Source organism: Vibrio sp. S11_S32, assembly GCF_014694465.1.
Lineage (GTDB): Bacteria > Pseudomonadota > Gammaproteobacteria > Enterobacterales > Vibrionaceae > Vibrio > Vibrio algicola.
Window position 1 is genome coordinate 19,286 of sequence record NZ_JAAUWS010000019.1, and the last position, 13,322, is coordinate 32,607.

11 protein-coding genes are annotated in these 13,322 nt (G+C 42.7%); 2 read left to right on the top strand and 9 right to left on the bottom strand.

Going from position 1 to position 13,322, the window contains the following annotated elements; all coding sequences use genetic code 11:
* Nucleotides 1–131: 131 nt before the first annotated feature.
* On the top strand, nt 132–743 hold the full coding sequence (locus tag HC723_RS10560) for a TIGR04211 family SH3 domain-containing protein (protein ID WP_153446092.1): 612 nt from the start codon (nt 132–134) through the stop codon (nt 741–743).
* 127 nt (nt 744–870) lie between these two features.
* Here HC723_RS10560 and mutT read toward each other — a convergent pair whose 3' ends face one another.
* Both mutT and secA read right to left on the bottom strand, forming a co-directional pair.
* Nucleotides 871–1,284, bottom strand: a complete 414-nt coding sequence (mutT, locus tag HC723_RS10565; RefSeq protein WP_190339036.1) for an 8-oxo-dGTP diphosphatase MutT — start codon at nt 1,282–1,284, stop codon at nt 871–873.
* A 146-nt stretch (nt 1,285–1,430) separates the two neighbouring features.
* Complete coding sequence (gene secA / locus HC723_RS10570; protein WP_190339037.1) at nt 1,431–4,163, bottom strand: preprotein translocase subunit SecA; 2,733 nt, start codon at nt 4,161–4,163, stop codon at nt 1,431–1,433.
* 368 nt (nt 4,164–4,531) lie between these two features.
* On the opposite strand from secA, the gene HC723_RS10575 reads away from it, so the two are divergent.
* On the top strand, nt 4,532–4,936 hold the full coding sequence (locus HC723_RS10575; protein ID WP_238925455.1) for a DUF721 domain-containing protein: 405 nt from the start codon (nt 4,532–4,534) through the stop codon (nt 4,934–4,936).
* Nucleotides 4,937–5,020: 84 nt separating this feature from the next.
* Here the strand turns inward: HC723_RS10575 and lpxC are convergent, their stop codons facing one another.
* From lpxC to ftsW, 7 genes are all read right to left on the bottom strand, one after another.
* Complete coding sequence (gene lpxC / locus HC723_RS10580; RefSeq protein ID WP_153446084.1) at nt 5,021–5,941, bottom strand: UDP-3-O-acyl-N-acetylglucosamine deacetylase; 921 nt, start codon at nt 5,939–5,941, stop codon at nt 5,021–5,023.
* A 100-nt stretch (nt 5,942–6,041) separates the two neighbouring features.
* On the bottom strand, nt 6,042–7,253 hold the full coding sequence (ftsZ, locus tag HC723_RS10585) for a cell division protein FtsZ (protein WP_153448105.1): 1,212 nt from the start codon (nt 7,251–7,253) through the stop codon (nt 6,042–6,044).
* Nucleotides 7,254–7,292: 39 nt separating this feature from the next.
* Nucleotides 7,293–8,567 (bottom strand): cell division protein FtsA, encoded by a 1,275-nt coding sequence (gene ftsA, locus HC723_RS10590; RefSeq protein ID WP_194704536.1) that lies wholly within the window; start codon nt 8,565–8,567, stop codon nt 7,293–7,295.
* Nucleotides 8,567–9,340, bottom strand: coding sequence for a cell division protein FtsQ/DivIB (locus tag HC723_RS10595; protein ID WP_153446080.1), 774 nt, complete (start codon nt 9,338–9,340; stop codon nt 8,567–8,569). The genes ftsA and HC723_RS10595 overlap by 1 nt, the downstream gene beginning before the upstream one ends.
* A 166-nt stretch (nt 9,341–9,506) precedes the next feature.
* Nucleotides 9,507–10,973 (bottom strand): UDP-N-acetylmuramate--L-alanine ligase, encoded by a 1,467-nt coding sequence (murC, locus tag HC723_RS10600; protein ID WP_153446078.1) that lies wholly within the window; start codon nt 10,971–10,973, stop codon nt 9,507–9,509.
* A 10-nt stretch (nt 10,974–10,983) separates the two neighbouring features.
* Complete coding sequence (murG, locus tag HC723_RS10605; protein WP_190339039.1) at nt 10,984–12,048, bottom strand: undecaprenyldiphospho-muramoylpentapeptide beta-N-acetylglucosaminyltransferase; 1,065 nt, start codon at nt 12,046–12,048, stop codon at nt 10,984–10,986.
* Complete coding sequence (gene ftsW / locus HC723_RS10610; protein ID WP_153446074.1) at nt 12,035–13,282, bottom strand: cell division protein FtsW; 1,248 nt, start codon at nt 13,280–13,282, stop codon at nt 12,035–12,037. Before ftsW ends, murG begins: the two co-directional genes overlap by 14 nt.
* Between the last annotated feature and the right edge of the window lie 40 nt (nt 13,283–13,322).

The following is a 13,322-nucleotide window of genomic DNA, read 5'->3' on the forward strand; positions in this document are numbered from 1 at the left end:
CCCTCTTTTGTTGCACGTTAAGTCGAAACTTCTTACTATTTCCTTAACAAATTTTATTTAATGCTTTTGCCGATGGGAATTTTTCCAAATCGTAAACACAGGCAAGCGCATATCACTAAAAAGGACAAAATGTGAAAAAGCTTTTTTGCTTAGTATTGCTAGCAACTTTTTTTGCTCCAATGACATACGCACGTGACTTCTATATCTCAGATAATCTTTTCACTTATCTGCATTCTGGCCCAGGTAATCAATACCGTATTATCGGTAGTGTTGATGCAGGTGAAGTGATCAAGATTTTAACCTCAAACAAATCAGCCGGATTCTCTCAGGTCGTCGATAGCAAAGGCCGTAAAGGTTGGGTTGAAAGTAAATACGTGACGGCGAATGTCAGTATGTCGATTCGCTTGCCACAACTTGAGAAAGAGCTTTCTAGCGTAAAAGATGCATTAGCTAATGCACGTAAAACATCGGATACAGAAAAAGCAGGTTTAGTCAGTTCACTAAAAGTGAGTAACAAACAGATTTCCGATCTTGAGACTAACTACCGTAACCTTAATCAACAGTTATCAGACTCTCAAGCTGAAGCTCGTGAACTGCGTGCAAAATTAGACACCCAAAAAGACGACTTATTGCTCCGTTACTTCATGTATGGCGGCGGTGTAGCTGGTTTAGGTTTACTATTTGGTTTATTGCTTCCTCATCTTATCCCACGTCGTAAAAAGAAAAACGGCGGCTGGGCATAAGTATACTTAGGTTAGAAGGTTTTGATTTAAGTTAAAATGCGTTATAAATAATAAAAGCCAGATTAAGGGAAACCTCGATCTGGCTTTTTTATCGCGTTGATAAAACTTAAATCAACTCATATATACCCTAGCCGAGAGTTGCTAATAGCTTTTCGACAATAGGTTGATTGGCTTCAGGAAATTGATAGTCCACTAGATCTTCAATCTTAACCCACTTACCCTCTTGCCCCTCCTTGCCATAAGGTTTGCCACTAAAAGCGGTGACACTAAAGAAATCAAATGTTAGTTTCTTTTCTGGGTAATCGTGATCCAAGTGCTCAAACAAAGACAATGCTGTGACTTCAATGTCAATCTCTTCATACAGCTCTCGTATCAGCCCTTGTCCAGCCGTTTCACCAGATTCCACTTTACCACCTGGAAACTCCCAATAACCGCCTTTATGTAGCTTAGCAGGACGCTTAGTGATAAAAATCTGATCTTGTTGCTGGTTAAAAATAATCGCAGCCACAATATGTAACCGAGATGTTTGCGTTAAAGTCATGAGGCTCTCCTGTTGTGCTATTTTTGTATTCTTACGCTTTTAGGCTTTTAGGCTTTTAGGCTTTTAGGCTTTTAGGGATATTAAAAAAGGCCGCCGAAGCGACCTTTTGTTTTTATCTATAGCTCAAAAACACCTTACAATATCAATTAGGCAATTTTACCATGACATTGTTTATATTTTTTACCTGAACCACATGGGCAAGGTTCATTTCGACCCACTTTACGTTCTTCACGAACCATTGGTTGAGGTGCACCTTCTTGCTCATCATCGCTAATACCGTCAGCCGCTTGGTGTTGGTATTGTTGACGACGGGCAGCTTCTTCTGCTTGAATGCGGCGTTGCTCTTCCATACGGTCGACTTCTTCGCGCTCTTGCACGCGAACTCGACTTAAAGTTGAAATAACGTCAAATTTTAGGCTATCTAATAATTCACCAAACAATTCAAACGACTCACGTTTAAATTCTTGTTTTGGATCTTTTTGTGCATAGCCACGCAAGTGAATACCTTGACGAAGGTGATCCATTGCCGCTAAATGCTCTTTCCAAAGCGTATCCAACGTTTGCAGCATCACTTGACGTTCAAAGTTACGTAGAACCTCGGCGCCTACTACCTCTTCTTTTTCTTTATAGATAGTCGCCGCTTGTTCGATGATACGTTCGCATAACACTTCTTCGTACAATTTATCATCTTCATCTAACCAAGCTTGAATTGGGAATTCGAGATCAAAATCAGCCTGCAAGCGCGCTTCTAAGCCTGCCACATCCCACATATCATCAAGAGATTGCGGCGGAATATATTGGGCAAACATAGAGGTCAATACATCAACACGGTTTTGACCTAGCATTTCGCTAATATCACCCGCGCCCATCAACTCATCACGTAATTCGTAAATCACTTTACGTTGGTCATTGGCGACATCATCGTAATCCAATAATTGTTTACGTACGTCAAAGTTACGACCTTCTACTTTACGCTGTGCTTTTTCAATTGAGCGAGACAAGACACGGCTTTCTATCGCTTCACCTTCATCCATACCACTTTGGATTAAACCAGCCATACGGTCGGAGGTGAAAATACGCAGCAATGAATCTTCCATTGATAGATAGAAACGAGAAGAACCCGCATCTCCTTGACGACCAGAACGACCACGTAACTGGTTATCGATACGGCGAGATTCGTGACGCTCAGTACCAATAATATGCAGACCACCAGAGGCGAGTACCGCATCATGTACTTGTTGCCATTTTGCTTTTATCTCAGCAACTTGCTCTTCAGTCGCAGCAGAGCCTTGTTTCGCAACCAGTTTTTCAACTTCGGCTTCCCAGCTACCGCCTAACTTAATATCAGTACCACGACCAGCCATGTTGGTTGCGATGGTCACCGCGCCAGGTGTACCGGCAAGTTCAACAATTTCAGCTTCTTTTTCGTGGAACTTCGCATTTAAGACGCTGTGCTTAATTTTAGCCGCTTTTAACGCATTCGATAACAATTCAGATTTTTCGATCGAAACCGTACCTACCAAGATAGGCTGGCCATTGCTGACACGTTCTTGGATATCATCTTTGATCGCGGCAAACTTGTCTTCTTCAGTGCGATAAACCACATCTGGCATATCATTACGGATCATTGGACGGTTAGTTGGAATAACCACGGTATCCAAACCGTAGATAGATTGGAATTCAAATGCCTCTGTATCAGCAGTACCTGTCATACCCGACAGTTTTTCATATAGACGGAAGTAGTTCTGGAAGGTGATTGATGCCAAGGTTTGGTTTTCGTTTTGGATCTTAACGCCTTCTTTGGCTTCTACTGCTTGATGCAAGCCTTCAGACCAACGACGACCAGGCATCGTACGGCCAGTATGCTCATCAACAATAATCACTTCATCATCTTTTACGATGTAATCGACGTCTTTTTCAAACAATACATGCGCGCGCAATGCCGCTGTCACATGGTGTAATAAGCTGATATTAGCGGGTGAATACAACGTATCCCCTTCTTCCATCATGCCCTTTTGGATCAGTAGCTCTTCCACAAACTCTTGACCGGTTTCCGTCATATGAACTTGTTTGGCTTTTTCATCAATAGTGTAGTGTTTGTCACCACGGTATTCTTCGGTATCTTCTTCGTCTTGACGCTCAAGAGAAGGGATAAGAAGGTTAATTTTGGTGTAAAGATCTGAGCTATCTTCAGCAGGGCCTGAGATGATAAGCGGTGTACGCGCTTCATCGATCAAGATTGAATCGACTTCATCGATCACGGCAAAGAAGCGTTCACGTTGCACACGGTCTTCCGGACGGAAAGCCATGTTGTCACGCAGATAATCAAAACCAAATTCGTTATTGGTTCCGTATAAAATATCGCATTGGTACGCCGCTTGTTTTTGTTGCGGCACCATATTAGGTACGTTGATACCAACGGTCATACCTAAAAATTCAAATAACGCACGGTTGGTTTCAGCATCACGCGCTGCTAAGTAATCATTGACGGTAACGATGTGAACACCTTTACCAGCTAAAGCATTAAGGTAGGCTGATAAGGTTGCGGTTAGGGTTTTACCTTCACCAGTACGCATCTCGGCAATTTTTCCGCCGTTTAATACCATGCCGCCAATAAGCTGCACGTCGAAGTGACGCATACCATAAATACGCTTTGAAGCTTCGCGCACAGTAGCAAACGCTTCCGGTAATAGCTGATCGATGGTCTCGCCATTTTGGTAGCGCTCACGGAATTCAACGGTTTTGTTTTGCAACTGCTCATCCGTCAAGGCATCAAAGTCAGGTTCAAAACTATTAATTTTATTTACGATTTTGTTTAGCTGTCGTAGAGTTCGATCATTACGACTACCAATGACACTGGTCAGTAACTTAGTTAACATTATTTATGAATCTCTCTTTCCGATCCTTGGGATCTCTGATTTCAGTCTCTTGCAGCCAATACTTCAACACTAAGAATACTGGTAAGGTTGTCTTATTATCATATGGTGCTGAAGTGCTGTATTTTCAAGGATAAATTTTAGTGGCTATATAGTATGGGATTCTGCCGCTATCTTCTATCTACAAACGCCTTTGTTTTAAGGGATTATCACTTTTTTTGATCACACATCGTTTTTTTTGAAATTCCTGACTTAAATTTATGCTCAATACGTTAAAATAAAGACTGTACCTGAGTCACATCAAGAGTTAACCCAGTATTATGCGTGACCATCGCCCAACATTGACCAAAGATTTATTCACTGATCCTCGTATGAATCAGTTTAATCAGCATGTCAGTGACATACTCGCCATCAATAAAACCTTGCAATCGATTTTAGCGCCCGCTTTTCGGCCTCATTGCCGTGCCGCCAATATCAAAAATAGTCAGTTATTAATCGAAGTGGCCAATGCCTCGCTGCAAATGAAATTAAATTATGACCGTATCCATATTCTGTCTCAATTGCGCGCCAATGGATTTTCTAAGTTAAGTGGGATTGAGTTTAAAGTGAATCCCGATCTGTATCGAGCCGAACCTATCAACGAAAAATCGGCACCTCCATACCAGCCAACAGGATTAAGTGAAAGTGCAGCGCAATCTATATTAATGATTGCCGATCTGGCATCCCCAAAATTAAAGCGCCAAATTGAACGATTAGCTAAGCTTGGTAAAAAATAGCCGAGAAGCTTGATGTTAAATAACAGGCGAAAAAAAACCAGACTTGAGGTCTGGTTTTTTAAATTCTTAAATTAACTTAATTGATTAAGCTAACGCGGCATTGGTGATGTCACCAAATGCAACGGGAGATCCAGCAGCTTCTTCAAATGTTGCCCATTCCCAAGCTTCTTGGTTTGCAAGTAATGCGCGTAACAACTGATTATTCAGTGCGTGGCCGGTTTTATAAGCGCGGAGCTCACCGACAATGCTGTGGCCTGACATGTATAAGTCGCCAATCGCATCCAATACTTTATGGGTCACAAACTCATTACTAAAACGTAAACCATCTTCATTCAAGATGCGGTATTCATCTAAAACAATAGCGCAATCAAAACTGCCGCCTAAGCATAAGTTTTGTGATTGAAGATATTCAATATCACGCATAAAACCAAAGGTTCGTGCGCGAGAAATATCTCGAATAAACGCTTGCGAAGAAAAATCAAACAACATGTGCTGCTCATCTGATTCAATCGCTGGGTGGTTAAATTCGATCTCAAAATCCATGCGGAAACCGTCATAAGGAACTAATTCTGCCCACTTATCACCGTCTTCTACGCGTACTGGTTTTTTAATACGAATAAAACGTTTGGCTGCATTTAGTGTTTCAATACCTGCTGATTGCAGCAAGTAAACAAACGGACTGGCACTACCATCCATAATTGGAATTTCAGGTGCGTCAACTTCAATAATGATGTTGTCGATACCCATACCAGACAATGCTGCATTTAAATGCTCAACCGTTGAGATGCGTATACCATCGTCATTAACTAAAGCGGTACATAACACAGTGTCACGTACTGAGTTAGGATCAGATGGAAAATCCACTGGTGGATTCATATCTGTACGACGATAGATAATACCGGTATTTGCTGGCGCTGGACGTAGATTAAGCGTAACTTTACGCCCAGAGTGGAGACCCACACCAGTCGTTTTAACTTCTTGTTTTAAAGTACGTTGTCTAATCATCTAATCTGCCTTTTTCATGCTACACAAATACCAGCCATAAGAATGACTGGTCAGATATGTTACCATATTTTCGATACGCATCAAGTTAATTGTTTGAATATCAATCAGCTTGATTGCGTAAAAATGCAGGAATATCTAGATAGCCACTGTCATTTTCATCTGGTTTTTTCGCTGTGTTTGTCTCTACACTCGACGAACTCGCTGGGCGACTTACTGGCGCTGAAGCCGTACGAACCATAGGTTCTGGTTTCTTTTCTTCTGGCGCTGGCGTTGTTGCTGCTGCTTGTGCCGGTTGCACATTCATGGCAGGTTGCTGTTGTACGCTACCGCCTTTGACTAAAGTGATCTCGGGTGGTTGAGATTTTCCAATGCCTGTCGCAACAACAGTAACACGGATTTCGTCAGTCATATCGGGATCAAGTGAAGTACCAATCACCACGGTTGCGTTATCAGATGCGAAAGCTTTTACTGTGTTACCCACAATTTCAAACTCTTCTAAACGCATATCGAAACCTGCGGTAATATTAACCAATACACCACGAGCACCCGCTAAGTCGATATCTTCTAATAATGGGCTAGAGATCGCCATTTCAGATGCTTCTTCAGCGCGGTCTTCGCCTTTCGCGTAACCACTACCCATCATCGCATGTCCCATTTCAGACATAACAGTACGAACATCGGCGAAATCGACGTTGATCATACCAGGGCGAGTAATCAGCTCGGCAATACCTTGAACCGCATTTTTCAATACATCGTTCGCTTTAGCAAAAGCTTCCAGCAAAGTGATACCACGACCGAGTACTTTCAGTAACTTTTCGTTTGGAATGGTAATTAATGAGTCAACGTGTTTAGACAGCTCTTCAATACCTTGATCAGCAAAAGCCATACGCTTCTTACCTTCAAAGCTAAATGGCTTAGTCACAACCGCAACCGTTAATATACCTAGTTCTTTCGCGATCTCAGCAATAACAGGAGCAGCACCAGTTCCTGTACCACCACCCATACCGGCAGCAATAAAGACCATATCCGCACCGGTTAATGAAGCTTTAATCGCTTCACGATCTTCTAATGCAGAATCACGCCCAACTTGTGGGTTAGCACCAGCCCCCAAACCTTTAGTGATATCACCACCGATTTGAATAACATTGCTAACACTGACTTTTCGTAGTGCTTGAGCATCGGTATTTACCGTAATGAATTCCACGCCTTCGATGGATTCACGGACCATATGCTCGACAGCGTTACCGCCGCCGCCACCTACTCCAACGACCTTAATTACTGCGTCATCAGACATTTCTACTGGTTCAAACATTGACATGTGTGCTCTCCGTCTCTCCCTGTTCGCCTCAGGTTAAAACTCTTTTTTTATCCAATTACGCAGCTTTTGAATGAGTTCAGCCAATGATGCACCGGAGCGTTGTTTCGGTGCAGACTGTTGATATTCATTCTCATCATAAAACTGGCTGTCTTTGGCGTAATGTAATAATCCAACCGCCGTTGAATGATGCGGCTCTTTAACATAGTCAGTTAACCCTCTGACCTCTAGGGGCTTACCAATTCTTACTTGGTTACGGAATACGCGCTCTGCGCACTCCACTAAACCTTCAATCTGTGAAGCGCCACCAGTTAATACTACACCAGCAGCTAAATGGTGCTTAAGACCATCTTCTCGTAATTTAGCTTGGGTCGAGTCAATGATTTGATTGGCCATACCCATTAATTCAGTATATCGGGGTTCTATCACTTCTGCCAAAGTTTGACGTTGCAAACTTCGCGAAGGACGACCACCAACGCTTGGAACGTTGACCGTATCGTCTTTGCTGACTAATTCACTCAATGCGCAACCGAATTTTATTTTGATTTCTTCCGCATCGCTGACCGGTGTACCAAAAGCAAAAGCAATATCACTGGTAACTGCATTACCTGCATAAGCAAAAACTTTAGTGTGACGCAGTGCACCACCGGTCCAGATAGAGACTTCCATAGTACCCGCACCGATATCGATCACGCAAACACCAAGTTCTCTTTCGTCATCGGTGATCACAGCATTACTGGATGCTAGGCCAGAATAAATCAATTGTTCGACTTTTAAATTGCAGCGTTCAACCGCTTTAACGATATTTCGAGCCATATCATTATGACATGATATCAAATGAACGCTGGCTTCCATACGAACACCAGACAAACCAAGTGGATTTTTAATGTCTTTTTGGTAATCAATGGTAAACTCTTGTGGGATCACATGCAAAATACGTTGTTCTTCACCGATTTTAATCGATTTAGCGGTATGAATAACGCGATCTATGTCTTCTTGTACCACTTCTTCATCAGAAATTGCGCCCATGCCTTTTTCTATTCGGCTGGCAATGTGTCGCCCAGACAATGAAAGATAAACATTGCTAATTTGGCATTCCGCCATTAATTCGGCTTGATTGATCGCGCGTTCAATCGATTTAACCACAGATTCAAGGTCATTAACGCCCCCTTTATCCATGCCGCTCGACAGACCTTCACCCGAGCCAATAATATTAATTTGCCCGTCTGGTAGAACTTCGCCTACCAATGCCACGATATTTGAAGTGCCTACATCAAGACCAACGACAATATTTCCTTCTGACGCCTTCATTATTTATTACTCTCTTGTGCTGAATCATCATCTGAAATCCACCCAACGGCGGCACCAGTGTCGTATCGGAGATCGATGTAACTGACTTGATCAGCTTTGTCGCCTAAACGGCGGTATAATTGCACAAAGCGATGTAAGCGGTTATCACGAGCATCTTTGCCTAACTCTAATCGAATTCCATTATCTAAAATCATTTGCCATGCACGTCGGTCATTTAATACTACCGAAGTAATATTAAGCCCTAACGGTTTTAGCAATTTATTACTTTGTTTCCAAACCGATAATACTTTTTCGCTTTCTTCATCAGGACCATACAGATTAACGATATTTCCTTCAATATCTGCCGGTGTACCATTAAATACATGGCCTTCATCATTGAGTAATGAATTCCCATTCCATATGGCTTGAGCCTGGTATTCCACAATATAAACTTTAACCAAATCGGGCCATTGTTTACGAATCGAAACTTGTTTAACCCAAGGAATGGTTTTGACAGCAGCTTGTAGGGTATCAACATCTTGCGTCATAAATGTTCCCATATGAGGGATTTGAGATAACGCTTGTTGCACTTCACTGGGTTTAACGTGAGTTAATTTCCCTTCGACCATCACTTGAGATAATGGTAATCGCTCAGCATCAGTCATCCAACTGACAGTGGAATAGAGAACCGCAATAATAGACACCACCACCAACAATAAAAACACACCACCAAAGAAATGATCTTTAGTGGAAGTTGATGGGGTTGGTGGATTATCAAAATCCTCGACAGTCATGTTCACCATGCGCCGTAAAGCTTTATATTATTAATGCAAAACCTATCAATATTAATGCAACATTTATCAATTGAATGCTTATTGGTCATCATTGCCATTTAAAAAGCCTACTAGTCAGCGATTATACTGACCAATAGCTATTCGTCCACTACAACAATACAGTATTTTACGCACTCTTTACTTTCATTTTAGCAATATTCAACTTCAAGTCGGCTAATTTCTTGGCAACTTTACCCACATCACCGGCCCCTTGCGTAAGCACTAAGTCATTATCTTCAATTAAATTAGCTAATACTGACGGTAGAGTATCCACTTCAGATACAAAGATAGGATCAATTTTACCACGACTGCGAATGGTGCGACATAATGCACGACCATCTGCGCCTGCAATTGGTTTTTCACCAGCAGAATAAACGTCGAGCATAATGAGCACATCGACTTTTTCCAATACATTAGCAAAATCATCGTATAAATCACGGGTACGGCTATAACGATGCGGTTGGAAAATCATAACTAAACGTTTATCTTCCCAACCAGAGCGAGCCGCTTGAATGGTCACATCTACTTCACTTGGGTGATGACCATAATCATCAACTAACATAGCCTGACCATTACCGGTATCAAATTCGCCTAAATGATCAAAACGACGACCAGTCCCTTCTGTACTCACCAATGCGCGAACAATCGCTTCGTCACTGATTTCATCTTCAGTAGCAACCGCAATAGCCGCAGAAGCATTCAAGGCATTATGTTTACCTGGAATATTTAACGTAATATCTAGATCTTTACGACCTTGACGCAACACGGTAAATGTACCTTGTTGACCATTTTGACGATAATTGGTTAAGCGAACATCCGCATCTTCAGAGAAACCATAAGTGATCACTTGACGGCTAATACGCGGAATAAGTTCACGTACCACAGGATCGTCAATACACACTATCGCTTGGCCATAAAATGGCAGATTATGTAGAAAATCGATAAAGGTTTGCTTGAGCGTTTCAAAGTCACCGCCATAGGTTTCCATATGATCGGCTTCAATATTAGTAACGATACTCACCATCGGCTGCAAGTGTAGGAATGATGCATCACTTTCATCGGCTTCGGCAATCAAGTAACGGCTTGAACCTAAACGCGCATTAGTACCCGCGCTTTTCACCAAACCACCATTAACAAAAGTTGGATCGAGACCTGCTTCAAAATAAATCTGCGTTACTAAAGCGGTAGTGGTGGTTTTGCCATGGGTGCCAGACACCGCAATACCATGACGAAAACGCATCAGCTCCGCCAGCATTTCGGCGCGGCGCACCACTGGAATTCGCATTTCTTTAGCAGCAACTAATTCTGGATTCTCGGTTGAAATCGCAGTTGAGACCACTACCACACTGGCATGCTCAATATTACTGGCTTGATGACCAAAATAAATGGTGGCACCTTTTTCAGTTAAGCGCTGCGTGACTGGATTTTCGCCCAGATCTGAACCACTAATGTCGTAACCTTCGTTAAGTAATACTTCGGCAATACCACTCATACCAGCACCACCGATACCAACAAAGTGAATGCATTTTACTCGGCGCATTTCTGGCACCATGGCACGTAGTTCAGATAAATTTGTATTTTGTTTGGTTAACATGGCTTTAATCTCAATCTTTGCATACCGCGATAATGGCGGCAGCAACACGGGTATCGGCATCAAGGATCGCCGCTTGGCGGGCTTTTTGTGCCATGGTAAGTAACTGAGTCCGATCCAGTTGTTTTAATTGTTGTGCTAAGCCTTGTTCCGTAAGCTCAGGTTGTTCAATCATTAATGCTGCGCCACATTGTACTAGGTGATCAGCATTGAGTGCTTGTTGGCGGTCTTTATGCATAAAGGGAATAAAAATAGCCCCAACACCAGCAGCGGAAACCTCTGAAACGGTGAGAGCACCAGAGCGACACACTAACACATCCGCCCAACCATAAGCTTGCGCCACATCATCGATAAACTCGCTGACTTGATAGTCTTGTACTTGATTATCTTGATACAGAACTTCGACCATCTGTTGTTGGCCTTTGCCCGCTTGATGGCGAATAGTATAACCTTCACCAAGTGCTTTCATCACTGGTGGCAAGGTGGTATTTAAAATACGCGCCCCTTGGCTCCCTCCCATCACTAGAATGCGAATAGGACCCGTTCGTTCAGAAAAGCGGTCTTCAGGCGCAGATAAAGCAACCACATCTTGGCGTACCGGATTACCGACTACTTCGGCCTCAGGAAAGGCTCCAGGAAATGCTTGCATCACACGTTTGGCCAGTTTCGATAACCACTGGTTCGTCAGCCCTGCCACCGCGTTTTGTTCATGCAGCACCACAGGAATACCTGACATCCAAGCCGCAACACCGCCAGGACCACTCACATAGCCACCCATGCCAAGAACCACATCAGGTTGCCATGCTTTAATATGTTTACGCGCTTGGAAAATAGCATTGACAATTTGAAAAGGCGCTTTAATCAATTTAGCGACGCCTTGTCCACGTAAGCCTTTGACTTTTATAAAATCAATTTCAATACCATGTTGCGGAACTAAATCGGCTTCCATACGATCGGGAGTGCCTAACCAGCGAATTTCCCAACCTTGGCTTTGTAATTGTTTCGCCACTGCCAGCCCTGGGAATACATGCCCTCCAGTGCCACCAGCCATGACTAATAAGCGTTTATTCTTCTTCATGGTTATCAGATTCTTGTTGGTTATTCTTCGAAGATGGCATTTTTTTTGCCGGTTTATCACCACGTTGCAACGCCGCCACACGGCATTCGTAATCAATTCGCAGTAATAATGCTACCGCAACCGACATAATAATTAAACTGGAGCCACCATAACTGATCAAAGGTAAGGTTAAGCCTTTGGTTGGAACAATACCTGCCGCAGCACCAACATTAACCAAAGTTTGAAAGGCGAACCAAATACTAATACTCACCGCTAGGAATCCGCCAAAAATTTCGCCCGATTCTAATGCTTTACGTCCAATGTTTAACGCTTTATAGACTAGAGCAAAAATCATCAGCAACACACACACCACGCCAATAAAACCAAGCTCTTCACCAATAACGGCAAACACAAAATCGGTATGCGCTTCAGGTAGGTACTCTAACTTTTGAATTGAGTTACCCAAACCTTGACCAAACCAATCACCACGACCAAACGCCATTAATGATTGAGTGAGCTGATAACCATTACCAAACGGATCGGCAAATGGATGCCAAAACGAAGTCATGCGTCGCATACGGTAAGGCTCACTGATGATCAAACCAGCGACTGCAATAATGCCAGCCACCAATAGTGACAAAAATTGAGTTAACTTGGCGCCAGCTATAAATAACATCGCGAACAAGGTGACCAGCATGACCACCACCGTTCCTAAATCCGGTTGCAGCAATAATAAAAAGGCCAAACAGACAAACACGATCAGTGGCTTAATAAAACCACCAAAGAAGGAATCGCGTACTTCATCATTTTTACGTACTAAATAACCTGACATGAAAATAAACAACGACAGTTTGGCCACTTCGGCCGGCTGTAGATTAAATAGTCCTAATGGGATCCAGCGAGAGGCGCCGTTTACCGAGTGTCCAGCAACTAAAACAATTAATAATAAAAACATCGCTATTAGCAACAAATGCACACTGTGTCTCATCCAGCGAGCCAGAGGGATCTGTATCACCACAAAAGCAGCAATCAAAGATAAGCACAAAAAGATCGCGTGACGCACCATAAAATGAAATGGAGCACCTGTTAGACGAGTACTGATCGGAAACGATGCCGAAGTCACCATCACTAAGCCAGTTAGCATTAAACCAAATGCCAACCAAACAATTTGTCGATCGTAAAGAACAGGTTGAGAAGGCTTACTAACCCAGCCTTTAACACCTTTACTTAAATTATGTACTTTGGTTTTAACCACAATGAGCCTTTGGAAAAATCGCTATAGGTTAACGCCATCA

Coding starts and splice junctions, on each gene's coding strand:
- ftsA (WP_194704536.1), bottom strand. CDS start 8,567: ATGAAGGCGTCAGAAGGAAATATTGTCGTTGGTCTTGATGTAGGCACT.
- lpxC (WP_153446084.1), bottom strand. CDS start 5,941: ATGATTAGACAACGTACTTTAAAACAAGAAGTTAAAACGACTGGTGTG.
- HC723_RS10575 (WP_238925455.1), top strand. CDS start 4,532: ATGAATCAGTTTAATCAGCATGTCAGTGACATACTCGCCATCAATAAA.
- mutT (WP_190339036.1), bottom strand. CDS start 1,284: ATGACTTTAACGCAAACATCTCGGTTACATATTGTGGCTGCGATTATT.
- murG (WP_190339039.1), bottom strand. CDS start 12,048: ATGAAGAAGAATAAACGCTTATTAGTCATGGCTGGTGGCACTGGAGGG.
- murC (WP_153446078.1), bottom strand. CDS start 10,973: ATGTTAACCAAACAAAATACAAATTTATCTGAACTACGTGCCATGGTG.
- secA (WP_190339037.1), bottom strand. CDS start 4,163: ATGTTAACTAAGTTACTGACCAGTGTCATTGGTAGTCGTAATGATCGA.
- HC723_RS10595 (WP_153446080.1), bottom strand. CDS start 9,340: ATGACTGTCGAGGATTTTGATAATCCACCAACCCCATCAACTTCCACT.
- ftsZ (WP_153448105.1), bottom strand. CDS start 7,253: ATGTTTGAACCAGTAGAAATGTCTGATGACGCAGTAATTAAGGTCGTT.